Annotated in this window: 20 protein-coding genes and 1 pseudogene; 7 read left to right on the forward strand and 14 right to left on the reverse strand. The window is 36.8% G+C overall.

What is annotated here, in order from left to right:
• Positions 1-336 precede the first annotated feature (336 nt).
• The 3 genes from SP041_RS16840 to SP041_RS16850 form a co-directional block, all read right to left on the reverse strand.
• The gene (locus tag SP041_RS16840) at positions 337-1,347 is read right to left on the reverse strand and encodes a transposase (protein ID WP_137297957.1); all 1,011 of its coding nucleotides are present in this window, start codon (positions 1,345-1,347) and stop codon (positions 337-339) included.
• Between the two features lie 171 nt (positions 1,348-1,518).
• Positions 1,519-1,923: a hypothetical protein gene (locus SP041_RS16845; protein WP_025565823.1), complete on the reverse strand. Its 405-nt coding sequence runs from the start codon at positions 1,921-1,923 to the stop codon at positions 1,519-1,521.
• A 29-nt stretch (positions 1,924-1,952) separates the two neighbouring features.
• A complete protein-coding gene (locus SP041_RS16850; protein ID WP_025565824.1) occupies positions 1,953-2,516 on the reverse strand; it encodes a hypothetical protein in 564 nt (187 codons plus the stop codon).
• A 544-nt stretch (positions 2,517-3,060) separates the two neighbouring features.
• Between SP041_RS16850 and SP041_RS16855 the strand changes: the two genes are divergently transcribed.
• Complete coding sequence (locus SP041_RS16855) at positions 3,061-4,665, forward strand: ABC-F family ATPase (protein ID WP_025565825.1); 1,605 nt, start codon at positions 3,061-3,063, stop codon at positions 4,663-4,665.
• A 337-nt stretch (positions 4,666-5,002) separates the two neighbouring features.
• A complete protein-coding gene (locus SP041_RS16860) occupies positions 5,003-6,214 on the forward strand; it encodes a DEAD/DEAH box helicase (protein ID WP_025565827.1) in 1,212 nt (403 codons plus the stop codon).
• A 145-nt stretch (positions 6,215-6,359) separates the two neighbouring features.
• Here SP041_RS16860 and SP041_RS21250 read toward each other — a convergent pair.
• Positions 6,360-6,503: pseudogene (locus tag SP041_RS21250) on the reverse strand (excalibur calcium-binding domain-containing protein); the annotation flags it as partial.
• Between the two features lie 569 nt (positions 6,504-7,072).
• Here SP041_RS21250 and SP041_RS16870 point away from each other — a divergent pair.
• From SP041_RS16870 to SP041_RS16880, 3 genes are all read left to right on the forward strand, one after another.
• Positions 7,073-7,483: a hypothetical protein gene (locus SP041_RS16870; protein WP_025565829.1), complete on the forward strand. Its 411-nt coding sequence runs from the start codon at positions 7,073-7,075 to the stop codon at positions 7,481-7,483.
• A 98-nt stretch (positions 7,484-7,581) separates the two neighbouring features.
• Positions 7,582-7,995: a hypothetical protein gene (locus SP041_RS16875; protein WP_025565830.1), complete on the forward strand. Its 414-nt coding sequence runs from the start codon at positions 7,582-7,584 to the stop codon at positions 7,993-7,995.
• A 360-nt stretch (positions 7,996-8,355) separates the two neighbouring features.
• Entirely contained in the window at positions 8,356-9,579 is a 1,224-nt protein-coding gene (locus tag SP041_RS16880) for an alginate lyase family protein (protein ID WP_025565831.1), read from the forward strand.
• A gap of 194 nt (positions 9,580-9,773) precedes the next feature.
• On the opposite strand, the gene SP041_RS16885 is transcribed toward SP041_RS16880, so the two are convergent.
• The 3 genes from SP041_RS16885 to ahpC all read right to left on the reverse strand — a co-directional run bounded on the left by SP041_RS16885 (position 9,774) and on the right by ahpC (position 12,914).
• Positions 9,774-9,932 carry a YqaE/Pmp3 family membrane protein gene (locus tag SP041_RS16885; RefSeq protein ID WP_081695437.1) on the reverse strand — a complete coding sequence of 53 codons (159 nt, stop codon included), beginning with the start codon at positions 9,930-9,932 and terminating at the stop codon, positions 9,774-9,776.
• 619 nt (positions 9,933-10,551) lie between these two features.
• Positions 10,552-12,147 carry an alkyl hydroperoxide reductase subunit F gene (gene ahpF / locus SP041_RS16890; protein ID WP_025565045.1) on the reverse strand — a complete coding sequence of 532 codons (1,596 nt, stop codon included), beginning with the start codon at positions 12,145-12,147 and terminating at the stop codon, positions 10,552-10,554.
• A gap of 209 nt (positions 12,148-12,356) precedes the next feature.
• Complete coding sequence (ahpC, locus tag SP041_RS16895) at positions 12,357-12,914, reverse strand: alkyl hydroperoxide reductase subunit C (RefSeq protein ID WP_025565046.1); 558 nt, start codon at positions 12,912-12,914, stop codon at positions 12,357-12,359.
• Between the two features lie 836 nt (positions 12,915-13,750).
• Here ahpC and proB point away from each other — a divergent pair.
• Complete coding sequence (gene proB, locus SP041_RS16900) at positions 13,751-14,863, forward strand: glutamate 5-kinase (protein ID WP_025565047.1); 1,113 nt, start codon at positions 13,751-13,753, stop codon at positions 14,861-14,863.
• Between the two features lie 134 nt (positions 14,864-14,997).
• On the opposite strand, the gene fruA is transcribed toward proB, so the two are convergent.
• Genes fruA through fruB form a run of 3 tightly spaced genes read right to left on the reverse strand, consistent with a single transcriptional unit; the run spans position 14,998 to position 18,930 of the window.
• The gene (gene fruA, locus SP041_RS16905; protein WP_025565048.1) at positions 14,998-16,758 is read right to left on the reverse strand and encodes a PTS fructose transporter subunit IIBC; all 1,761 of its coding nucleotides are present in this window, start codon (positions 16,756-16,758) and stop codon (positions 14,998-15,000) included.
• Positions 16,759-16,788: 30 nt separating this feature from the next.
• Complete coding sequence (gene pfkB / locus SP041_RS16910) at positions 16,789-17,796, reverse strand: 1-phosphofructokinase (protein WP_025565049.1); 1,008 nt, start codon at positions 17,794-17,796, stop codon at positions 16,789-16,791.
• Positions 17,797-17,799: 3 nt separating this feature from the next.
• Positions 17,800-18,930, reverse strand: a complete 1,131-nt coding sequence (gene fruB / locus SP041_RS16915; protein WP_025565050.1) for a fused PTS fructose transporter subunit IIA/HPr protein — start codon at positions 18,928-18,930, stop codon at positions 17,800-17,802.
• A 273-nt stretch (positions 18,931-19,203) separates the two neighbouring features.
• Here fruB and cra point away from each other — a divergent pair, with 273 nt between their 5' ends.
• Positions 19,204-20,184 (forward strand): catabolite repressor/activator, encoded by a 981-nt coding sequence (cra, locus tag SP041_RS16920; protein ID WP_025565051.1) that lies wholly within the window; start codon positions 19,204-19,206, stop codon positions 20,182-20,184.
• An 85-nt stretch (positions 20,185-20,269) separates the two neighbouring features.
• Here cra and SP041_RS16925 read toward each other — a convergent pair whose 3' ends face one another.
• From SP041_RS16925 to thiB, 4 genes are all read right to left on the reverse strand, one after another.
• Positions 20,270-20,881, reverse strand: coding sequence for a PEP-CTERM sorting domain-containing protein (locus tag SP041_RS16925; RefSeq protein ID WP_025565053.1), 612 nt, complete (start codon positions 20,879-20,881; stop codon positions 20,270-20,272).
• Between the two features lie 258 nt (positions 20,882-21,139).
• Complete coding sequence (gene thiQ, locus SP041_RS16930) at positions 21,140-21,865, reverse strand: thiamine ABC transporter ATP-binding protein (RefSeq protein ID WP_025565054.1); 726 nt, start codon at positions 21,863-21,865, stop codon at positions 21,140-21,142.
• Positions 21,866-21,868: 3 nt separating this feature from the next.
• A complete protein-coding gene (thiP, locus tag SP041_RS16935) occupies positions 21,869-23,479 on the reverse strand; it encodes a thiamine/thiamine pyrophosphate ABC transporter permease (RefSeq protein ID WP_240791492.1) in 1,611 nt (536 codons plus the stop codon).
• A 30-nt stretch (positions 23,480-23,509) separates the two neighbouring features.
• The gene (gene thiB / locus SP041_RS16940) at positions 23,510-24,514 is read right to left on the reverse strand and encodes a thiamine ABC transporter substrate binding subunit (RefSeq protein WP_025565056.1); all 1,005 of its coding nucleotides are present in this window, start codon (positions 24,512-24,514) and stop codon (positions 23,510-23,512) included.
• Between the last annotated feature and the right edge of the window lie 60 nt (positions 24,515-24,574).

Genomic DNA, 24,574 nt, shown 5'->3' on the forward strand with positions numbered 1-24,574 from the left:
TAAGTTGTGCTTGCAGCTGTTCGATGGCAGGTTTTAAGGTTTGTTGTTCACCAACTGAACCCCATGTTTGCGCTTGTAAGATGATTTGATGTTTATCGTCGTTAATGGCAATGCCATTGTAGCCTTGGGATGAAATAGCTAGACATCCATAAACTTTCACTCGCCTTGTAATGCTATTTTCATTGCTAGCAAATCAAAATACTAACTAAAATAGTTGGCGCTTTAGCGGTAAAATTTAAAATTAAATAAGGAATGAGAGTAATATTGATTTTTCAGACATGGAAAACATTGGCTGTTGCCAATAACAAATAATTGAGAGATTAACGAGGCAATGGGTTAATGCGTTCGTCGCAATTGGTTTTTACTGGCTATCCAACGTTTACCTGTATGGCTAGCAAATAAAGCTAATGCTTCCAAAGAACCCACTGCACCTTGGTATTCCTTACCAAAGCTACTCGCGAGTGATATCCAGGTGTCGCCATCTAAACCGAGTTTGGTTAATAATCGGGGATGATTGCTTGAAATTGCACCCCGTTTATCTTCTCTGATAATTCGTCCACTCCAATCAACTAATTCAATATAATCCAATAATGAAAATGGCATACCTTGTGGGTTATCCTCATGTTCATCACCAACAAAACCAAATAGTGGCTTTTTCTTAATATGGTAGTTTGATAGTTCTTCTTGTTGTTGAGCAACACCAACTTTTTTGCAAGGTAATAGGCGCTCATAAGCGGATGTATATTCTGATGTTTCGACACTATCACTCATTTTGGCGCGGACTGGGTTTAAATCGACATAAGCCATACAAGCTAACAAAGCATCTTCATCAAGGAGTGCTTGAGACTTAAACCTTCCTTCCCAAAATCGACCTGAGCAAGCATCTTCTTTATTTGCTTTGCGCGCAACAAATTCATTTAAACAACGCATAAACCATGAAATATCAGCTAAGCGCCCTCTCCACCCATTAATAACCTCAAGTGCAGCTTTATTTTCTGCTTCTGACACCGTTAACGCATTTTGCCAACGTTCAATTAAAACGGGCTTTGAATACAGCTGACACCAACGTTCACAAACATCTTCATGACTTAAATTTTCATTAAGTATTTCATCAACATGCAATACAAGATGATAATGATTCGACATAATAGCGTAAGCACAAATATCAATATTAAAGAGTGAAGCAAGGTAATGCATTCGCTCAACAACCCACTGCCGCCTATGTTCAAATGATTTTTCGGTGTATTTATCTTCTCCGCATAAATAAGCACGACGAACACAACGTGAAATACAGTGATAGTAAGGGGTATCTGAAAGGGAAACTTGAGAGCGACGAGATTGAGTCATAAAAACTACCTCCTAGATGCAAAATAAGCATCTATAAAAGATAGTTTGAGAAGTTACATCTGTCAAAAGTTTATGGCTGTCCAAAACTTTTTTTTATGGCTGTCCAAAACTTTTTTTACATCTGTCAAAAGTTTAAGGCTGTCCAAAACTTTTCACAAAACTTTTTTACTTTTAGGAACTTGGCTCCATAAGTGCCTTGAACTTATTATAAGAATCCCAAAGGACACCATGAACACCCGGTTTATCATTCTTGTTTAGTGGAGAGAATTGATCGTGAAAGTCTCGGTTACTAGATATGTAAACCGCTTCGACACCATCCTTGAACTGATCACCCGTAATATCAATAATCAAGTCATCAAGTTCTAACCAACCGTGTGAACCACTTTTTCTCTTACCATAAACGTATGTGAGATTTTTAGCACCTTTACTTATTAAGTACTGTGATAAAACGTCAGCTGAACAGCCACAGGAATATTTAGGGAAATCACCAAAGAACGTTTTACCAATATGAACATGGTGTTGTTCGAAAACTTCTCTTGCTTTAAATACAATTCTTCGCAGTTCGTCAGTATTCATTTTTTTCCTCTGTAATGCTTAACGCTTTATTAGGCAATTTCTATATTGGCTTCTATCAGAAAGACACCATCGAGTATTTGCTTTCGGTTTAGCTCTTTTATTACAATTCCTGATTGTAATAAAACCTCATATTCGTGCCCAAATTTGATATCACTAAAATCAACACATACTTTTAACATGGACTCTTTAGTTGCATTCAAAGCATAGATGAAAACAGGCTGCCCAGCTAATTCAAAATTACGGTGTTTTCTTGCATGCCATATTGCAATAGAAGGATGAATTGAGCTAGAAATTGGTCTAACAGTTTCACCTAACTCGTTACCTCTACCATGGAAAAGTACAGTATCTTTTTGAAGTTCGATGCCTCTACCCATAATTTCTTTATTCAGGTTATCAAAATCATCTGTGGAGTAATTTCGGTAGTTATCCCGATAATCCATATAGGCAGAACGCAATGAGACATATGGGTCAACTAAACCGAGCTTGTTAATATTCGGGCACAAGTTTAACTGGTGCTCGTAATATCGCTCTAGACGGACGTTATTTCCCTTTAATTGTTCTATGTAAAGGTTTCTTATGACTTCTGTTTTCATTGAATACACAACATTTTCTGATTTCCTAACAGCGTCACTAACCCGATTTATTCCGTATTTACGGTGGAAAGGCGGAATAGTTTAATTTGATAAATTAGGTGTTACTTTAGTGTAATAAAACATTAAATCAAACGATTAAATAAAAAACATAAAAACTTACTCAGCGTGGCTACAATAAGGTCACCGTTGAGCTTTCCCAAGTAATTGATAACTTCCAGCAACAGCAGAAAGTGATTAGGTGTCAGTCTTTTACCTGTTGCGGGCAAGAAGTTTCTTGTGACCAAGGACAAGTAAAGTCACCAACAGGGCGAAAACACTGCTAAACCATATAAAAATGAAAAGATAAGCGCAGACGAACCTAAAACACAAAAGAGCAACCTAACTTCCCTGTACAAAAATAAAACAAAAAATAATCTGCTTTTACTCACATAATTCGACATTTTAATTGCTTAATCTGTATACTTCGCGACCTTATTATTTCTGCAACGTTGTTGATAGCCAATTGGCAAATGACCGCTTGCTCTAAACTGATGGAATCTTTACTTTGATATCTACCGCAAACATTACGATGCAATTTGGCGCAGAGCCTTTATTTGAAAATATCTCTGCTAAATTTGGTAACTTTAACCGCTACGGGTTAATTGGTGCTAATGGTTGTGGAAAATCAACGTTCATGAAGATTTTGACTGGTGCGCAAGAGCCAAGTTCAGGCAACGTATCATTAGACCCAGGTGTTAAAGTCGGTACGTTAAGCCAAGACCAGTTTGCTTTTGAAGAGTTCACTGTTATTGACGCGGTTATCATGGGCGACAAAGCGTTGTGGGAAATCAAAAAAGAGCGTGACCGTATTTACGGCTTACCAGAAATGACTGAAGAAGACGGCATGAAAGTCGGTGAGCTTGAAAGTGAGTTTGCTGAAATGGATGGTTACACGGCTGAAAGTCGTGCTGGTGACATCTTATTAGATGCAGGCATCGAAGAAGAGTTTCACTTTGGTTTGATGAAACAAGTTGCACCGGGTTGGAAGTTACGAGTGCTATTAGCACAAGCGTTATTCGCAAACCCAGATTTATTGTTACTCGATGAGCCAACCAATAACTTGGATATTAACACTATCAACTGGTTATCTGATGAGTTAAACAAACGTCGTTGTACTATGGTTATCATCTCGCATGACCGTCACTTCTTAAACTCTGTTTGTACACATATGGCAGACATTGATTACGGTGAATTACGTATTTACCCAGGTAACTACGAATACTTCCTTGAAGCATCTTCACTCATTCGTGAACAACTATTAGCAGAAAATGCTAAGAAAAGTGCTGAAATCGATGAACTACAAGACTTTGTAAACCGTTTTGGTGCAAATGCCTCTAAAGCGAAACAAGCAAGTTCACGCGCTAAGAAAATGGATAAAATTAAACTTGATGATGTTAAATCAACAAGTCGTATGCACCCTTCTCTTTCGTTTGATGAAGGCAAAAAAATGCATCGTCAAGCATTGGTACTAGAAGGTCTAGGCCATGGCTTTGAAGAAGGTCCGTTATTTAGTGGCGGTGACCTTATTTTAGAAGCCGGTGCTAAATTGGCTATTATTGGCGAAAATGGTGTGGGTAAAACAACTTTCATGCGTTGTTTAGTGAATGACCTTGAACATAATGAAGGTGTTGTTAAATGGTCTGAAAATGCGGCTATCGGTTACTGTCCACAAGACAGCACTGAAGATTTTAATAATGACTTAACCTTGATGGATTGGATGGGTCAATGGCGTACTAGCAAACACAGCGATTTAATCGTTCGTGGTATGTTAGGTCGTTTATTATTTACCGATGACGATGCAAACAAAAAAGCACGTAACTGTTCGGGTGGTGAGAAAAACCGTCTATTATTTGGTAAGTTAATGATGCAAGATATTAACGTATTAGTGATGGATGAACCAACCAACCACATGGACTTAGAAGCGATTGATGCATTAAACAATGCATTAAAAGAATTCAAAGGTACGTTAATCTTTGTAAGCCATGACCGTGAGTTTGTCTCTTCATTAGCAACGCGTATTGTTGATATTAAAGATAAAAAAGTAATTGATTTCCAAGGTACTTATAACGAGTACCTATCAAGTCAGGAAGAAGCTAAAAAATTAGCGTAACTTCTATAGAGTCAAATGTGTAACGCCTCTATCAGTGTATAAAAATATAGACGCTGATAGAGGAAAGTTTAAAATACATAAACAGTATTTTTAAAAATAAAAAATAAAAAATAAAAAATTAAATAGAATATTAAGCAACGTATAATTAACAAATGATTTAACTAACTATTTAACTAGTAACGTAAATTAATAACAAACCCATAAAACCTGTCACTTTTCCATTTCTGTCATACATCTCACCGTTGATTTTCAAAAGCAGTGAAATACGTTTGATACTTTACTTATGTAAAAATGTGGCCGTTTTATACCATTTTAACTTGATAAGTAGAGACAAAACATGACATTTTCATCCCTTGGTTTAAGTGATCCAATTGTACAAGCTGTAACAGAACAAGGTTACGAAGCACCAACACCCATCCAAGAAAAAGCAATTCCTGTTGTGTTAAAAGGTAAAAACCTGATTGCAGCAGCACAAACAGGCACAGGTAAAACAGCAAGTTTTGTATTACCTATCTTACAAAAATTAATTGATGCGCCTTTAGTTCGCCCTAAACGTGTTCATGCCATGATTTTAACGCCTACACGAGAGCTAGCCATTCAAGTTGAAGAGAATATTCAACTCTATGCTAAGCACCTGAGTATTACCTCAATGGCTATGTACGGTGGTATCGATGCTGAACCACAAAAACAACGTCTTATTGAAGGGATTGATATTTTAGTCGCAACGCCAGGTCGTTTATTAGATATGTACACGAGTCGCTCTATTCATTTCGATGAAACAAGCATCTTAGTGATAGATGAAGCAGACCGGATGTTGGACATGGGATTTATCAGCGACATCAATAAAATCGTTGAGAAGTTACCGTTAGAGCGTCAAAATTTATTATTCTCTGCAACACTTTCTAAGCAAGTACGCTTTTTAGCAAGAACGGCTGTAACGGATGCTGTTGAGATTTCAATTGCACCTGAAAATGTTACCGTACCCAAGATTGAGCAACACTTGGTCACCGTAGATAAAGAATTTAAATCGGCACTATTAAGTCATTTAATTCATGAGAATAAATGGCAACAAGCGTTGATTTTCATTGAAACTAAACGTGGCGCCGCTAAATTAGTAAGCCAATTAGAGAAACGTGAAATAGCAGCGGAATCTTTCCATAGTGGACGAAGCCAAGCAGTACGTGAACAATTAATGGCAGACTTTAAAGAAGGTAAAATTCAGTTCTTAGTGGCAACAGGTATCGCAGCGCGTGGTATTGATATTGACGATCTAGAACGTGTTGTTAACTATGATTTACCTGATGAAGCTGAAGATTACGTTCACCGCATTGGTCGTACTGGTCGAGCTGGTGCAGCAGGTGAAGCGATTTCATTAGTTTCACGTGATGACTTCAGAAACCTATGTGCTATCGAACGCCATTTAGGTTACTTCATTCAACGAGACGTTGTTGAAGGTTTTGAGCCAAAGTTAGTTGTACCTGATTCAAATGCAGCGCATGCACCTAAAACGGCACAAAAAGGCCGTCGTCGCCAATCTAACAAACGTTAAATCAATAAGCATAATAGTTAGTCATTTAATAGATAAAGGGAGCCCAGTATTTACTGGGTTCCCTTCGTTTCAAGCTTTCAAGTTTAACGTCTATAAATTCAAACAGCTCAATTGAAAAGTAATTTCAAACATCCATTTAAAAATATCAGAAACGTGAATCCCCTTCACAAGGAATGCCATCATAATCCCCATCCATTTTGGTGTTTGGACAGTTATTAATAAAAAACTCAGCTTCTGCTCTTGACGTCATTTGACTACAATACGTTCGCCCGTCACATTGAAATTCTGAATATTGAAACCCTGAATTAATATTGTCACTTTTTTGGTTAGATGTTTTATTACTGGTTTTCTTATCACTTGAAAGTATAACGATTGAGGCTTTAACTGATTCTCGCCTTTCACATACGACGTCGTCAGGTACCTTCCCATATAAAATACGCCCTTCTTTAGTAATGCATTTAATCTTGTCGTCAATCGAGACACTTGATGAAGATGTTTGTATAAAAGGTAATTGATTATTTTTATACAGTTCATTGCCATACCAACCAGCCGCTAGCACGATACAGATTATTAGTATTTTTCTCATTTTAGCCTTGTTTTTATTAATGTCTTTTCATTATTTGACGTTATTAGCCATTATTAATCTAATTGCAATGGTTTAAGCACATTCAACATCATCTCAACTATTATCAACTTCAAATGCTCTCCTAGCAGTTTTAAGTAGCTTAGTTTATCGGTAGCCCGTGATTTATTAAAAAATAATTGAAATATTTTTTAAAAATGTGAAATAAAATGAATTTAATGACGGTCTTTGTTATCTCTGTACTAAAACCATTATATTTTATTTAAGGAAAAACCATGTCACAAGCTTTATCAACAGATACAAAGAATCGTCTTCAGTGTGCTCTTGTTGCACTGCGCTTAGGTGTTTTTATCGTTATGTTTATGTGGACTATGGATAAGTTTGTTAATCCAGGTCATACCGCTAAAGTGTTTGAAATATTTTATGGTATAGCGAGTAGTACAACTATTGTCTATATTCTCGGCGCTTTACAGCTAATCCTAGTACTTTCATTTTTAGCGGGCATTAAAAAACGCATCACTTACGGCATTATATTACTAATGCATGCTGCATCAACATTCTCTGCTTACAATCAATATATGGATGGTTTTAACAACCTACTATTCTTTGCTGCTTGGCCAATGTTAGCAGCATGTTTTGCACTTTATCTATTACGTGATGAAGATGTGAAATTCACTATCAAATAGTTAATCATGATACCCAGCTTTTTAGCTGGGTTTTTTATTTGTATTAATAAAGCTAATTTTTTTAATCCCTCTATAAAAAAACCTAAAAGGAAAATTCAATGTCTCAGTCTATTTCACCAGCTTTAACAGATCGTCTACAAAATAGTTTACTCGCACTTCGCCTAGGTGTTTTTATTGTTATGTTTATTTGGACCATGGACAAGTTTGTTAACCCTGCTCATTCAATTGGCGTACTTGATAAATTCTATGGTATTGGTGGTTCTAGCCACATGATCACCTACCTACTAGGTGCATTACAGCTATTATTAGTACTTGCTTTTGTAGCCGGTATTAAAAAACGTTTTACCTACGGTCTTATCTTTTTAATGCACGGTGGTTCAACATTATCTGCGTTTGCAAAATATGCAGACCCATTTAACAGCCTATTATTTTTTGCCGCTTGGCCAATGTGGGCAGCATGTTTTGCACTTTATTTATTACGTGATGCTGACGTTAAATTTACAATAAAATAGTGTTATTTAACCCAGTGATAATAAGCTGGGTTTTACTACTGTCACTATTCTCAAGCTTCCTATTTTATAATCTTCTAGTTATCTACTTCTCTATTTCTCTATTTCTCTATTTCTCTATTTCTCTATTTGATGAAAATTAATCTTATAAAAATAATATTATTTCATTTTTATTTTTATTTTTATTTTTATAAGATGCTATTTTATAAGCTAAAAATTTATAAGTCATCATTTTATGAGGTTGTAATTTTGTGAGGTAAAACATCCATCAAATAGATTTTTTGTGATCTAAACATACTTCAATTCATTTGTATGACTATATCTTATTGAGCCATAACTAACTCAAATAAGAAGGCAGTCACCATGAAAGTAAAAATAAAAATATTAGTTGCTAGTGTTGCACTAGCTTTATCAAGCCAAGTCATCGCCAGTGAATTTGTTCAAATAGATCCCGCTTCATTAGACCAGTTAAAAACAGAACTCAGCCAAAAAAAAGCTTCTGAAGAAACAACTAAAAAATATCAACAGGTAATAAAACAAGCAGACACTGATCTAAATATGAAAAATCCAACGGTGATGGATAAAACCTTCATCCCTCCCAGTAAAGATAAACATGACTATTTAAGCTTGAGTCGTTACTGGTGGCCTGATCCAACTAAAAAAGATGGCCTTCCTTGGATCCGTAAAGACGGTCAAACCAATCCTAAAACGCAAACTGATGATGTCGATCGCCCTAGAATAAGTGTTATGGGTAATGCTGTTTATGGACTTGCTCTTGCTTATTACCTATCTGGTGATGATAAATATGCTGAAAAATCTGCAAGTATGATAAGAACTTGGTTCTTAGATCCAGAAACTAAAATGAATCCCAATTTAAATTATGCACAAAGTGTCCCAGGTAACAGTAAAGGCCGTCGTGCAGGAATTTTGGATGGTCGATTCGTACAAACAATGGTACTAGATGCGGTTAAAATGCTTGAAAAGTCAAAGGCGTGGAGCAGTGATGACGACAAAAAAATGGATGAATGGTTAGCAGCTCATTTAGAATGGTTAACAAAAAGTAAAATAGGTATTGATGGCGCAACGCAAGAAAATAACCATGGCACCTGGTACCGATTCCAAGTGAGTTCTATTGCTTATTATTTAGGTGATAAAACGATAGCTCAAAAAAGTATTAACGCAACCAAAGACAGTATGAACAGTCAGTTTGCTGAAGATGGCTCTCAACCTGAAGAGTTAGCTCGAACACGTGCGTTCTTTTATAGCTGTTTCAACTTAGATGCACTTGGTCGTGTTGCCATTGTTGCCGATAAGCTAGGAGACCCTATTTGGCAATACCAACCTAGTAAAGGTAAAGGCATTAAAGCAGGATTTGATTTTCTAAAGCCTGTGATACATGGTGCAGAATGGGACTATCCAAACCAAACGTTAAAATTTGAAGATTGTATTCCAGCTTTAGTGAAATATAACCAATTTAACCCTGACAATAACTATGTTGAAGAGCTACAAATAGCAACTAAGTTCCAGGGTAAAGATGTTCAGAAAGTCTATAATCAAATGTTCATCTTAGAAAATAATGAAATGTAATTTGTATATTAATAATAATGGCGATGGTTAATAGCTGCGATAATTAATGATGATAACTAAAAGTTAAGAGCTGATATCTACTTAGGAGTTAAAAGTTGAAAGTTAAAAGTTAAATAGCTTATCAATACAAAAAAGCCCATTCAACTTAACACTGAATGGGCTTTTTAATAGATCCGATATTGTCAGTGAGAGCACTACTTAGTAGTAACCCACAGTGCATGGATAATTCCCGGTACCCAAAAGAAAATACTTAATATTAAGTTAATGAGAAAATCCTTTCCTAATCCAAACTTTAAAAAGACTGCTAATGGTGGTAAAAAAATACAGATAATTATATTGATTAATTGACTCAAAACATTCCCCTTTTTAAAAATAATGATAATCAGTAAAACATAAATAAGTTCAAGTATACCCGCTACCACCCAAGGTGCAAAATTCAACAAGCTATGAAATGAACAGACTCTAGACAGAAAGAGGAAAATTTAACGGATTCAATTGACACTTTCTAACAACAAAGGAGTTCACTTCACAGCTTAGCCTCTGGGTCGTTAGCTTGAAAGCCAACTCTGCGTTGCAACCTCTTAGATAAGGACTCGCCATTGTCATCATGTGACGTCTTGATTTAGGATCCTAGCTAACGAGTGAACAAAACATCTTGCACGATAACGGGCATATATATAAAAATGTCTAAGGTTTATTAATACCAATCACACTAATTAACTGATCTATTTTACTGGTTAAAATAACTTATTTCTTCGTTGTAAATTTCGTAAAGGGAACAACCATTTAGCTCAATTTACGCCTTAAACTAAGTCATTTTTCCTGCACAAAATTTAGATCACTTATTTAATGTAATCGGTATAACAAGCAAAAAAAGGCCAAACACATTAAGTGTTTGGCCTATTGTTAATACTAGCTCCACCAAAAGAGGAGCTATAACAAAAAATCGTATTATCTACTTATAACTATAAACTAAGCGACTTCTGCAATTTTAGCGACAGGAGCAGGTGTTCTGATCAAGTGGTCAAAGGCACTTAGACTTGCTTTTGAACCTTCGCCCATTGCTATAATAATTTGCTTGTAAGGAACAGTTGTGACGTCACCTGCAGCGAATACGCCCGGTAATGACGTTTCACCTTTAGCATTCACTTCGATTTCACCACGAGGTGATAAAGCAACACCACTTCCTTTTAAGAAATCACTGTTTGGTACTAAGCCTATTTGCACAAAGATACCCGCAAGTTCTACTTGGTTTTCTTCTCCACTAACGCGGTCAACATAGTTCAGTGCTGTAACACGAGTCCCATCACCAATCACTTCAGTCGTTTGTGCGCTTTTAATGATAGTAACGTTAGGCAAGCTATTTGCTTTGTTTACTAGTACTTGGTCAGCACGTAATGTATCTGCAAATTCTAATACGGTAACATGCTCTACTAAGCCAGCTAAGTCTATCGCAGCTTCAATACCTGAGTTACCACCGCCAATAACCGCTACTTTTTTACCTTTAAATAATGGACCGTCACAGTGTGGACAGTAAGCTACACCTTTATTACTGTATTGCTCTTCACCTGGTACGTTCATTTTTCTCCAACGCGCACCCGTTGAAAGAATAACACTACGACTTTTTAAGATAGCGCCACTTTCAAGTTCTACATGGATGTAGCCATCTTCTGTTTTTTCCGCGGCAACCACTGCACCAGCACGTTGCTCGTTCATGATATCAACGTCGTATTCTTTAACGTGTTCTTCAAGTGCCGCAGCTAATTTAGGACCTTGTGTTTCTTTTACAGAAATGAAGTTTTCAATCGCCATAGTGTCCATAACTTGTCCACCAAAACGTTCAGCAACTACACCAGTACGAATACCTTTACGTGCAGCATAAATTGCAGCTGATGCACCCGCTGGGCCGCCGCCAACCACTAATACTTCATACGGTTCTTTTTCATTTAATGCTGCAGCTTGTTTTTTCGCAGCGCCAGTATCAACTTTACTTAAAATTTCAGTTAATGTGATACGACCTTGGGTAAAGACTTCGCCGTTTAAATAAACACTTGGCACTGCCATGATATTACGTTCAGCAACTTCCGCTTGGAATGCGCCGCCATCAATCATCGTTGCTTTAATATTAGGGTTAATCGCCGCCATCATGTTTAGTGCTTGCACTACATCAGGACAATTCTGACAACTTAAAGAAATAAAGACTTCAAAGTTAAACTCGCCTTCAAGATTACGTACTTGCTCAATGACTTCAGCATCAATTTTCATTGGATGACCACCACTATGCAATAACGCCAATACTAATGATGTGAATTCATGCCCCATTGGTAAACCAGCAAAACCGATAGCCGTATTTGTAGTTGGGTTAACCACTTGCATAATTGGTTGGCGTGCACTTGCTGATGGGTCTTCAATCACTGTGACTTTATCGTGTAATGAAGCAATGTCAGTTGCTAGTGAATGTAATTTTTTAGCCGTTTCACTATCGTCTAAACTAAGTATTAATTGTACGTCTGTTTTTAAGTTTTCTAAGTACGCTTTTAATTGCGTTTTCATATTTTGGTCTAACATAATGTCACCTTTATCATATTTTTTGGCTATGTTTATTTACGCTTAGTTAAAAACGTAATGAGCAATTTGGGTTAATTTAAAAATCGACTCTCTCGTCAATAAGGCTTTATAAAAATCTATTTTTAAATGACCTTAGCGACATGGCTAAGGTCTATTTATTACTAAGCAGTTAAGTCATTAAAATAATTAAACTGCTTAGTTTTTTAGACTTAGATTTTACCTACTAGGTCTAATGAAGGAGCTAGTGTTTCTTCGCCTTCTTTCCATTTAGCAGGACATACTTCACCTGGGTGAGCAGCAACATATTGTGCAGCTTTAACTTTACGCATTAGGTCTTCAGCATCACGGCCAACACCTTCAGCAGTTACTTCTAGTGCTTGTACAACACCTTCTGGATCCATCAAGAACGTACCACGGTTTGCAAGGCCTTGACCTTCACGCATCATACCGAAGTTGTTTGTAATAGCGCCTGATTGGTCACCAACCATGAAGTAGTTGATTTTACCAATTGTGTCTGAACTATCGTGCCATGCTTTATGAGTGAAGTGAGTATCAGTAGATACAGAGAAAACTTCAACACCACGTTTTTGTAGCTCTTCGTAATGGTCAGCAACATCGCCTAATTCAGTAGGACAAACAAATGTAAAGTCAGCTGGGTAGAAGAAGAAGATAGACCATTTACCTAGTACGTCTTTTTCTGAAATCTCTACAAATTCACCTTGTTTAAAAGCAGTTGCGTTGAATGGTTTAAGTTTAGAGTTGATCATTTTGTTATTCCTAATAAGTGAGTTAAATAATTACTATTTAGACTCTCTGCGAGTCCATGGAAAGCATTATGTATTAAATTACTTAATAGGTGAAATTGTTAGTTTCGATTGGATCAATAGCTAAATGCTATAGATAAAAATATGTAGATAAAGGTATATAGATAAATATACGTAGGTGATTAATTTCAGATATAGAGATCACGACTAAAGCCGAGTGCCTATTTAGGTAAGGCGTTATAAAAAGCGTAATAGTGATGCGATTATTGTTAATGATTCATTGCGCCAATAATTAATACTTACAATAACGTTAACTTGCTTTAAGTCGTTAATGATTTTGATCATTAAATAACATAAATTGATATTACCGTATTTATTAAACACCATCGATCAAGAATAAGTCACTTTAAATAAGTTATTATTCAAACCAATATGAATAAAAATAAAACATAGATTGCATTAAAATAAAGCACTTAATGCCTCTTTAATAATGACTGAACTTTTACAAATCAAAACAGTCTATTTCATTCGTGCAAAAAACAATCAAAATAAAAATGTAATTATGTTACACTATGTTAATCCCATGATAAATAATTGTATTTATTTATGTGATTCATCTTTAAATCAACCATCTTTAAACCAACTTAGTAAGGCAGGACATAGAGTAATGGCTCTCATGAGAAATTATCATATATCAACAAACCTTCCCCCTCCAAGATCGACCAGTTCCCACACTTAATTAATAAAAATAGTTATTTAGACAACAAATCGCTTTTTACTCTTGCGGTTAGTGTTGTGCATAAAAAAAAGAGTAATGCAGTAAAGTTAAAAGAGAAAATATGAAAAATCATAAATGGAATCGAATTGTACTTAAAGTCGGTAGCGCACTAATTGCACCAGAAAGAAAAGGTTGTAGTTCACGCTACTTATTACATATCGCCAAATTTATATTACAGTGCAGAGATATGGGAATAGAAGTTATTCTTGTCTCTTCAGGGTCAGTTGCAGCAGGTGCACACTTTTTTGGTAACATCGAAAAGCCCTCTCTCCCAATTAAAAAAGCAATGGCGGCAGCCGGACAAAATGAAATGATGGCAGCATGGGATCGATTCTTTGATTTCCCATCAGCACAAATCTTATTAACACATGGTGACTTCCAAGATAGAGAAAGATACGACAGTGTTCGTGAAACTATCTTCGCATTACTTGAACACGGTATTTTACCCGTTGTTAATGAAAATGATGTAGTAACGACAGATGCGTTAAAAGTAGGTGATAACGATAACTTATCAGCAATGGTAGCAGCTGCAGCAGATGCTGATGCGCTGATCATTTGTTCTGACATCGATGGTTTATATAATAAAAACCCACATACTCATGACGATGCAGTGATGATTAAAAACGTTAATACTATCGATCAAAGTATTTATGATATGGCTGGTGGCGCACACAGCAGCGTTGGTACTGGCGGTATGCAAACTAAAATAGAAGCAGCAGAGAAAGCCACTTCTCATGGTCTAACAACCTATATTATCAATGGCTTTAAAGAAAGCTCGTTTGAGCAGCTGATATTAGGTAATAACCCAGGTACTGTATTTGCCCCTTATGCAAAACCAATGGAAGAAGATCTACATTGGATGACACATACCTCAAGAGCACAAGGCGAAGTGATTATTGGTGATGGATTTGAATATCCGCTTGATGAAAATAGTGACCAGTTAACCAGTAATGAAATAGTAGAAGTATTAGGTGAGTTCTCTGCCGGCGATACTATTTTAATCCGTAGTGATGATGGTAAGCATCTCGCTAAAGCTGAAGCAAATTACAGTAGTTGTCTACTTAACTTTATTTCAGATCACGATAATAATGATGATGACAATGAATACCAACATCAGACAGGTCCATTAGTATCGGATAAAAATATTGCGGTGTTAGAGCAAGAAGATAAGTAACCTTTAAACACTAATACTCATTTTATAAATGAAAAATAGTATTGAAAGTTAATGCCTTACTATAAAAAAGGAGTTTACGACTAATATCGTAAACTCCTTTTTTATGTTCTGAATCCAAATTTCTATTTTACAGATTAAGCCACATTAACCAGTTTCGCTTCTTCTTTATTTTTCAAGAAAGCATAAGTAAAGCCCGTCACCGCGGTTCCAGCAGCAATTGCCACTAAGTATAATAAGACCGGTGAGATAGCATTAGGAATCAACAACACAAATAAACCACCGTGCGGCGCAAGTAATTGAGCACCAAACAACATTGAAAGACCACCTGTTAATGCCCCTCCTGCCATACAACTAGGGATAACACGCATTGGATCTTTTGCTGCAAATGGAATAGCACCTTCAGAAATAAAACATAAACCTAACACAAATGAGGCTTTACCGGCTTCACGCTCGCTATCAATGAATTTTTTCTTCGCAAGGAATGTTGCCAATCCCATTCCTAGTGCAGGTACCATCCCCGCCGCCATAATCGCAGCCATCGGACCGTATGATTGAGAAGCTAATAGACCCACACCAAAAGTGTATGCCGCTTTATTCACTGGACCACCTAAGTCGAAACACATCATACAACCCAACACGATACCTAGCAGAACAGCATTGGTTGACCCCATGTTGGTTAGGAACTCAGTTAACGCCGCCATAATGCTTGCAACGGGACCACCGACAACATAAATCATCACTAAGCCAGTAAACAAACTCGCAACAAAAGGAATGATTAAAATAGGTTTAAGTGCTTCCATTGACTGTGGAAGTGACACTTTATCAGCAATAAATTTCGCTGCATAACCTGCGATGAAACCTGCCGCAATGCCCCCTAAGAAACCCGCACCTAATTGGCTTGCTAACATACCACCAATTAAACCAGGGGCTAAACCAGGACGATCAGCAATTGAGAAGGCAATAAAACCTGCTAATACTGGAATCATTAACGCAAACGCAGCACCACCACCTATATCCATTAAGGTTGCTGCGATAGTGCCTTTTTCTTTAAAAGCTTCAATACCGAATACAAACGATAGAGCAATCAATAAACCACCCGCAATAACAACAGGAAGCATATGTGAAACACCTGTCATAAGATGTTTATATACGCCCTTCTTCTCTTCATTTTGAGGAGAGCTTGCGTTGCCCGTTACTTGAAAAACCGTCGCTTGTGCAAGTGCTTTTGCCACCTCTTGTTCGGTTTTTTTAAGTGCTAAACCAGTACTTGTTTTGTATAGACGTTTGCCATTAAACCGGTCTAATGACACTTCAATATCAGCAGCAATAATCACTAAATCTGCATCAGCAATATCTTGATCAGTTAATTGATTTTTTGCACCGACCGAACCTCGAGTTTCAACTTTAATGCGATGCCCTTGACGCTTAGCCTCAACTTCCAATGCTTCAGCAGCCATAAAAGTATGAGCAACCCCAGTTGGACAAGCTGTGATAGCGACAATTTTCTTAGCACTAGATGCGTTAGTAGTACTATCAGCTGTACTTATATTAACAACAGCTCCTTTGCTTGCTTTATCGACCGTTAGTATTTGAGCATCATTAACAGCGCTCTCTAACCAGACTTGTGGGTTTTCAGTACAATCAGAAATCACACCTTGATACACTTTTTTACCTATAAAACGTGTTGTGTCGATATCACTATTTGACGCAATAATAATTACTTCAGCAGCTTCTATATCGGCAGCCGATAACACTTCAACGGGTAAGACTGTTGATTGACACTCTATTAAAGCATTAATATTTAATTTATCGCTTGCTTGCTTTAATAAACCAGCCGCAATAATACTGTTTGCGACGCCGCTTGGGCATGCAGTTACAATGGCTATATTTTTCATATTCAATCCTTAAATAAGTTATTCACGCATTTATACGTTTGTTGAAATAGGGTTACTGTGAGTGATCTGTTTTTGTAAATCAGTGACGACTTGAACACTTGGCACACCGACACCGACTTGCGACACAGCTAAAGCGGAGAGTGCTGTCGCAAAAGAGAGCGTCTGCTCTGCTTGCCACTGTTTCATGTATCCCCAACAAAATCCTGCCACCAAGGTATCGCCGGCCCCAACCGTACTCACGACATTCATTTTAGGTGGTTGAGCATAGCGCCATAACGCGTCATTTTGATCGTCTTTACTCAACCACATCACACCCTTAGCCCCTAGTGAAACAACGATATTTTCAATACCTTTACTCGCTAAATCTTGCGCTGCTTGTTGACATGCTTCAGGCGTATCTAACTCACGACCAACAAATTCAGATAACTCTTCGTCATTCGGTTTAATTAACCAGGGATGTGCGTCTAAACCTGCAGCTAAGGCCGCTCGACTACTATCAAAGATTACTTTCTTACCGAGTTGATGCAGTTTTTCTATCCAACTTGCACACAATTCAGGTGAAATGCCTTTAGGTAAACTTCCCGCCAGTACAAAAAAGTGATGCGTTTCAGCTAACGTAAATAAACACCTTTCAAAGTCAGTGATCGCTTGTTCAGACACTTCAACACCAGGGAAATTAATATCACTAACTTGCCCATCTTTTTCGACTAATTTGACATTAATTCGGGTTGAACCGTCAACGCGGATAAACTCATCTTGAGCATTCATCTCACTAAATAATGCACAAAATAACGCATCATTATCTCGCCCTAAAAACCCTGTGACCGTGACTTCAGCACCTAAATCAGAAAGTACTTTTGCAACGTTAACGCCTTTGCCTGCAGCATGTAGTGAACCTGTATTCACTAAACTTACTGAACCAACATTTAAGGAATCTAAACTCCCTGTTAAATCTAATGCTGGGTTTAATGTAATAGTGACCACTTTATTATGAACAGTGGCATCTTGATTATGAATAATAGTCTGTTGGTCGCTCATTGTTTATCCCTCACTCAAGCCAGAAGCAATCGCTTCGCCAATGCCCACTAATGCTTCTTTAGCATCAGGTCCGTCAGCACTAAATTGTAATGAGTCGCCATGTTTAACCCCTAAACCAATGACCTTCATTAAACTTTTAGCATCAACAAATTTATTTTCGCCATCAATATTTGAAACTTTAATTGTGGATTTATATTTCTTCACGGCAGCTACCAACATCGCACTTGGACGAGCATGTAAACCATGCGTATTGTTAATTTTAAATGTCGCTACGTTATCTTCATCACCAACCATTTGTTGAGTTGAACTTGTAAACAACTCAACTAATTCCGCCGTAGTTGAAGTCAATATTTTTGTTTGTTGTTGCCCAAAGACTAACTGACTAATGGTGCTTAACAATGAGCTGTGTGTACTATTACATGCCGCAATAGCAATCAGACCTTTTACAGGCAAACCTTTAAACTCACAGGTTTCGTTAGTCGTTAAAATAGACATTGCAGAACGTTTAACGCCTTTATTTCCACTGACTAACCATAAGCCACTGCCTAAGTGTGTGGCTTCTTTAGTCACTAATTCAGCAACAAATTGATTTTCAACATTGCCACGATTTTTTAATAACCCACCAGCAACCGCGCTCATTTGGATCATGTCAGTCGCAGGGAAGTTTAATTGTATTAATGCTGGTGAAAAATCAGCTTCAAACTGCACTTCGCCATTCAATAACTTAATAATGTCTTCTTTGGTTCGAGCTTGTTTTAATTTGTCTTCTACATCATCAGCAGATAGCACTTTGGTTAATTGCTTTAAAATACCTAAATGTTCATCTGACTTAGCTGCAATACCGATTGCGACATAAGCTATATTCCCATCACCCCAACTCACACCTTCAGGGAAATGATGTACAACAACACCGGTCTTATTCACCAAATCTCGTGTATCTGTTGTGCCATGTGGAATCGCAATGCCATTACCTAAAAACGTTGAATTTTGTTTTTCTCGGTTTAGCATGCCTGTGACATATTGCTTAGCCACTAAACCATTATCAGTCAGTTGCTTAGCAATCGATTTAATGGCTGTGGTTTTATCAGTAGCACTTTGTTGTAAGGTTATATCGTTATTAGTTAGTGTCAGCATCGGTCTTAACCTCTCGCTATATTAATGATTTATCAATTACTTAACGCACTACTGAATCGATTCAGCAACACATTCAAAAAAAAGTTCAGCAAGTACTCATTAAATTTATAAACCAGTAATTGATAGGTTATATTGCTCTCAATTATTATAAACTTTAAGTGTTACTGAATCGTTTCAGCTTTTATAGTGAATCGATTCAGCATACAATGCAAATACTAAACAAAATAGACTTCCATTAATTTGATCTTGTCGACATAAATAAGGATCTTGACCGTGACATTAGATAACATTGCCAAATTAGCAGGCGTATCAAAAACCACTGCAAGCTATGTCATTAATGGTAAAGCTAAGCAATATAGAATCAGTGAAAAAACCCAACTGAAGGTAATGGCGGTGGTTAATGAACATAACTATAGCCCTGACCATGCCGCTTCTGCTCTTCGTGCTGGTAGCAGCCGATCCTTTGGTTTGATCATTCCGGATCTTGAAAATAGCAGTTATACAAAACTGGCTAAATTATTAGAATGTAATTCTCGTAAAGCCGGATATCAAATTCTTATTGGCTGTTCTGATGACGATCCTGAAACAGAAAAAAACTTAGTAAAAGCGTTATTAAGTCGTCGTATCGATGCACTTTTTGTTGCCAGTGCTTTACCTGATGGCAGCGATTATTATCTGAAAATACAACAACAAGGCACACCTATTATTGCACTCGACCGAGCATTAGATGATGAACATTTTGGATGTGTTATTAGTGAAGATTTTGATGGTGCTTACGAGTTAACAGGGTCAGTCATTACAGAGAATATTAAATCGATTGGTTTGATTGGTGCTTTGCCTACATTAAATATCTCTCGCCAACGTCATGCAGGGTTTGAAGCTCAAGCTAAAAAACAAGGGATAACTTGCACTTCAATTTATGGAGAACACTTTAATAGTGAATCGGGTAAAGCTGTTTTTAAACAATGGTTAAAAGAAGACAAGATACCCGATGCCATTATTGTCACCTCTTATACGATGTTGGAAGGTATTTTAGATGTGCTCATTGAGCAACCTGAACTGATGAAAACGGTCAAACTAGGTACCTTTGGTGATAACCGTTTATTAGACTTTTTACCGATTAAAATTAACTCATTAGCACAGCAATTCGAACTAATTGCAGATAGTGCATTAGCATTGGGTTTGAATGCGTCAGCTAAACGTTATCAAGCTGGATTAGAGCTAATACCAAGGAAGATTGTTATTAGGAAGTAAAGTATTAACAGTGTATTAAACAGCTAAAGGTTAAACAATAAAAAGCACTATCTAGATAGTGCTTTTTAAATTTTACAGTACGGTATTAAGCTTGCTTTTTAGAACGACTATAAGCAAATCCAGCTAATGCTAAGCCGAAAATAGCCATTGTAGAAGGTGCAGGGACTGCAGTGATTGCTGTTGAAAAATAAACATGTGTCGCAGTGTCATCTTCAGACCAAATCCATTCAGCGGCAGAAGTAACATCTATAGTAGGTCTTGTATTTGCATACCAAGGGTAAGCAGTATTATCTCCATATGAGCTTGGATTACTATAACTACCCCAACCTGTTGTACTTACACTCCAATCAATCGTATTAGTTAACAATTGAGCGATATTATTGCTAAATAAATGGTCAGCACTATCTAAACTAAAGTTACCTAAAAAACCTTCAAACCCACCGGTGTCAACTCCTTCAACATGCAAAAAATAATCCGTTCCAGCAGCTAAAGTCGCAGTAAAAACCTCAGACTCATACCAACTATTATCTGAAGATACTAAAACACCTTGGGCATTATCATTTGTGCTTAGATAAACATTATATTGATTATCAACCGTTACATTCCCAGTCAATACACTTGCATTTACGACACTAAGTAAGCTTGCTATTGATAGCCCGCAGCCTAAAAATACACCTCTCATTGTTTTACATTTCATATTAGTACTCCTTTACATTATTTTAAGGTACCTATAAAAACCAATTTTTTAATAGGTCTTAATATGAAAGAGCAATAACTAGTCCAACAATAAAGATCACATATACATCAAATAGATATAAATACGAGTTTAATTAGTGATATTCAGATTGTAAAATAACCTGACAATAAAACTCGTTAATAAAATTAATGTGCAATTAACTTTCACCCGCATAAATATTCATAACTAGAAATAATCATCGTTATAAAACTGCTATTATTATTTAATAAGCTTTGCATCACCTACTTGTACACTTAGAAAATGTGCTAGATGTTTGTTTGGATGAGACACTTTAAGTTGATCTATTGTTTCAGCAGCTAGCGATTGCCCATGGTCAACAAAAATAAAATCAGAAGCGACTGCTAATGCATCTTCAATATGATGCGTGACCATTAATACCGTTACATTTTCAGACTTTGCTAAAGACTGTACTCGTTCTAACATGGCGACTCTTAATATGGGATCTAATGCCGAAAAAGGCTCATCAAGTAATAAAATGGGTTTATCTTGTACAAAACACCGCGCCAGTGCAACGCGTTGCTGTTCGCCACCAGACAACTCAGCAGGAAAACGAGTAAGTAACTCCTCTACGCCAACTTGTAATGCGACGGTTTGTAGGTGTTCTTTTTGAAGGTCTGTTAGTTTTAAACCAGGGTGTAATCCTAAACCAATATTGTCGTAAGCTGATAGATGAGTGAATAAGTTATTATCTTGAAATAAAATAGAGAGCGGACGTTGATAAGGTGCTTGCTTTAAAATGGACTGTTCATTTATTTTAATATCTCCTTCAATAGGTGAAATAAACCCTGCTAATAAATTCAATAAGGTACTTTTACCCGTCCCACTAGGCCCTAAAATAGCAACCAGACTGCCCTGCTTGATTTGCAAATCAAAATGAAATTGTTGCTGTTGATAATTATAATTTACCTTCGAAAATTCAATCATGGTTTACTCTTTTACCTTAACGACTTTTTCTTTAAAGACACTTTCAACCACAATGAAGACACCAACACTTAAGACTAACAAAACCAACGCAACAACGGCTGCTGATTCCATTTGATAGCTGCCTAAAAGCTGAAAAAGATATAGTGGCAAAGTACTAAAGGAATGACTACCAAATAAAGCAATGGCGCTCAAATCGCCTATTGAAAGCACAAAGCTTAAGCATAGCGCTTGTAATATTGGTTTTCTCAATGACTTCCATTCAACCCAATAAAATCGGTTTAATGAAAAGATACCTAAGCTAGCACACAATAACTCATATTTTTGAGCATTTTGTAACATAGGTTGGGCTAGACTTTTTAAAGCAAAAGGTAATGCCATCAACGCATTAACAACAATCACAATATATAACGACATTGCAGATAAACTCCCAAATTCGCGTAGCAACAAAAATAAGCCAGTGCTGATCACAAGCCCCGGCGTCACTAATATAATGGTGGCTAACATTTCAATTTTATCAGCTCGCCCGTTCAACCCAATTAAACGCCACTGACGACTGGCTAATAAAATAAAGAAAGCACAACACACAGCAATGAGACCAGCAAAAAAAGCAATCAATAATGAATTTTTAAATGCGTACCAAAAGTTAATATCGCTTAACACAACAAAAAATTTAAGATTAATACCTGATATCAACACCATGAATAAAGGCGGTAGCACTAACAATACAATTAAACTTATCCAGCTAAAGTCCCAACAACGAGAAAATACTGAGTCATGTATAAATGTATTTTTAATACTATGGAAGTTACTACTTAATAATACAGAGCCAGATATTTTCTGAATAAACACGGCTAATACCGCACATAAACAGATTTGCCAGAGTGCCAGTAATGCCCCAACTTGAAGGTCAAAATCAAACTTTATAGCTTGATAGATAGCGAGTTCAATCGTGGTGGATTTAGGACCGCCACCCAATGCCATTACCGTTGCAAAACTGGTAAAGCAAAGCATAAAAATCAACCCTGTAATATGTGGTAATTGCCCGCGAATATAAGGCCATTCTACGAAACGAAATTTATACCAATTTTTTAATCCTAAATGAATCGCTAACTGATGTTGTTTATCTGGAATGGAGCCTAGTGCCTGTAAAAATAAACGGCAAGCAAAAGGTAAATTAAAAAAGACATGCGCTAACAAAATGCCGTTTAGGCCAAAAATAGAAAAAGGTAATTTAAGGTTAAAATAGGCAAAAACAGAGGCAAATAATCCACTGTTACCGTAAATAGCAAGCAATCCAAATACGGCAACTAAAATGGGCAAGACTAAGGTAGTAGCAAATAGCTTCAATAATAAGGTTTTCCCCCAAAACTCACGTCGAGATAACGCGTGGCTAATGGGGATAGCTAGCACGACACTTAATAGCGTCGATAAAAAAGCCTGATAAAAACTAAATACAGTAATATGCCGATAATAAGCATCGGACCATATATCGGTAATATTTAAACTAGAAGAGTGTGTTAATAACGCAGTAACAGCCATCAATACAAAAGTAAAAATACCAATAGACAGTAAAACACCAGGTAGTTGGACTGGTTTAATCTGTTTTATTACCACACTCAAAGCCTCTCAAACTAATAATATCAGTTAATCAGTTAATGAAATTAACCACTCTCTCGTCCATGCTTTGCGGTTTTTAGCCACTTCTTTACTTGGAAATGAAAGCGTTTTAACAGGTAAGGTTAATTGGTCAAATTCAGTTGGTAATAACACATCCGTCACAGGGTACATCCAGTTACCTGTTGCGATTTGAGATTGGAAGCTATCACTTAACATAAAATTCATAAATTGTGTCGCTAGCTTTTTATGTTGACTACTTTTAACTATCGCCGCGACTTCTGTTTGTCTGTAATGCCCTTCGCTAAAGCTTGCCGCTACATATTGCTCTTTGCCTTCAGCAATAATGTGATAGGCAGGTGACGTCGTGTATGACAACACCATATCCGCCTCGCCTTTTAAGAACATGCTATACGCTTCAGACCAACCTTTGGTTACCGTGACAGTTTTTGCCGCTAATTTTTTCCAAGCTTCATTGGCTTTTTCACCATAGACTGACTTCATCCATAACATTAAACCTAAACCTGGTGTTGAAGTGCGCGGATCTTGGTAGATAATATTAAGATCATCGCGTTGTTCAACTAACTCTTTAAGGCTTTTTGGTGGATTCTTTAATTTTTCACTATTATAAATAAAAGCGAAATAACCATAATCAAAAGGAACAAAGGTATTATCTTTCCATCCATTCTCTACATTAACCGCACTTAAATCGATATTATGTTTATCAAGTAGTCCGGTTTTCTTAGCCGTTGCCATCAAGCTATCATCCAGCCCTAATAGAATATCCGCTTCGCTACTTTTCCCTTCTAAACGCAAGCGATTCAATATAGTGACACCGTCATCTAAAGCAATGAACTCAAGGTCACATTGGCAAGACTTCTCGAATGCAGCCTCAATTTTAGGACCCGGTCCCCATTCAGATGCAAATGAGCTATAGGTATAAACAGTTAATTTTTCTGGTGTGGGCGAAGCAGCCAAAGCAGGCATCGCTATTAATGTAGCGAAGGTAATTAAAGCAGTTATTTTCTTTTTCACTATGTCATCCATTTTATAGTTATTGAAAAGAGTATCGGTCATTCTACCGATAAGAATAGG

Origin of the sequence: Psychromonas sp. SP041, assembly GCF_000470315.2 — a bacterium.
Lineage (GTDB): Bacteria > Pseudomonadota > Gammaproteobacteria > Enterobacterales > Psychromonadaceae > Psychromonas.

Coding starts and splice junctions, on each gene's coding strand:
- SP041_RS16840 (WP_137297957.1), bottom strand. CDS start 1,347: ATGACTCAATCTCGTCGCTCTCAAGTTTCCCTTTCAGATACCCCTTAC.
- SP041_RS16845 (WP_025565823.1), bottom strand. CDS start 1,923: ATGAATACTGACGAACTGCGAAGAATTGTATTTAAAGCAAGAGAAGTT.
- SP041_RS16850 (WP_025565824.1), bottom strand. CDS start 2,516: ATGAAAACAGAAGTCATAAGAAACCTTTACATAGAACAATTAAAGGGA.
- SP041_RS16860 (WP_025565827.1), top strand. CDS start 5,003: ATGACATTTTCATCCCTTGGTTTAAGTGATCCAATTGTACAAGCTGTA.
- SP041_RS16870 (WP_025565829.1), top strand. CDS start 7,073: ATGTCACAAGCTTTATCAACAGATACAAAGAATCGTCTTCAGTGTGCT.
- SP041_RS16875 (WP_025565830.1), top strand. CDS start 7,582: ATGTCTCAGTCTATTTCACCAGCTTTAACAGATCGTCTACAAAATAGT.
- SP041_RS16880 (WP_025565831.1), top strand. CDS start 8,356: ATGAAAGTAAAAATAAAAATATTAGTTGCTAGTGTTGCACTAGCTTTA.
- ahpF (WP_025565045.1), bottom strand. CDS start 12,147: ATGTTAGACCAAAATATGAAAACGCAATTAAAAGCGTACTTAGAAAAC.
- ahpC (WP_025565046.1), bottom strand. CDS start 12,914: ATGATCAACTCTAAACTTAAACCATTCAACGCAACTGCTTTTAAACAA.
- proB (WP_025565047.1), top strand. CDS start 13,751: ATGAAAAATCATAAATGGAATCGAATTGTACTTAAAGTCGGTAGCGCA.
- fruA (WP_025565048.1), bottom strand. CDS start 16,758: ATGAAAAATATAGCCATTGTAACTGCATGCCCAAGCGGCGTCGCAAAC.
- pfkB (WP_025565049.1), bottom strand. CDS start 17,796: ATGAGCGACCAACAGACTATTATTCATAATCAAGATGCCACTGTTCAT.
- fruB (WP_025565050.1), bottom strand. CDS start 18,930: ATGCTGACACTAACTAATAACGATATAACCTTACAACAAAGTGCTACT.
- SP041_RS16925 (WP_025565053.1), bottom strand. CDS start 20,881: ATGAAATGTAAAACAATGAGAGGTGTATTTTTAGGCTGCGGGCTATCA.
- thiQ (WP_025565054.1), bottom strand. CDS start 21,865: ATGATTGAATTTTCGAAGGTAAATTATAATTATCAACAGCAACAATTT.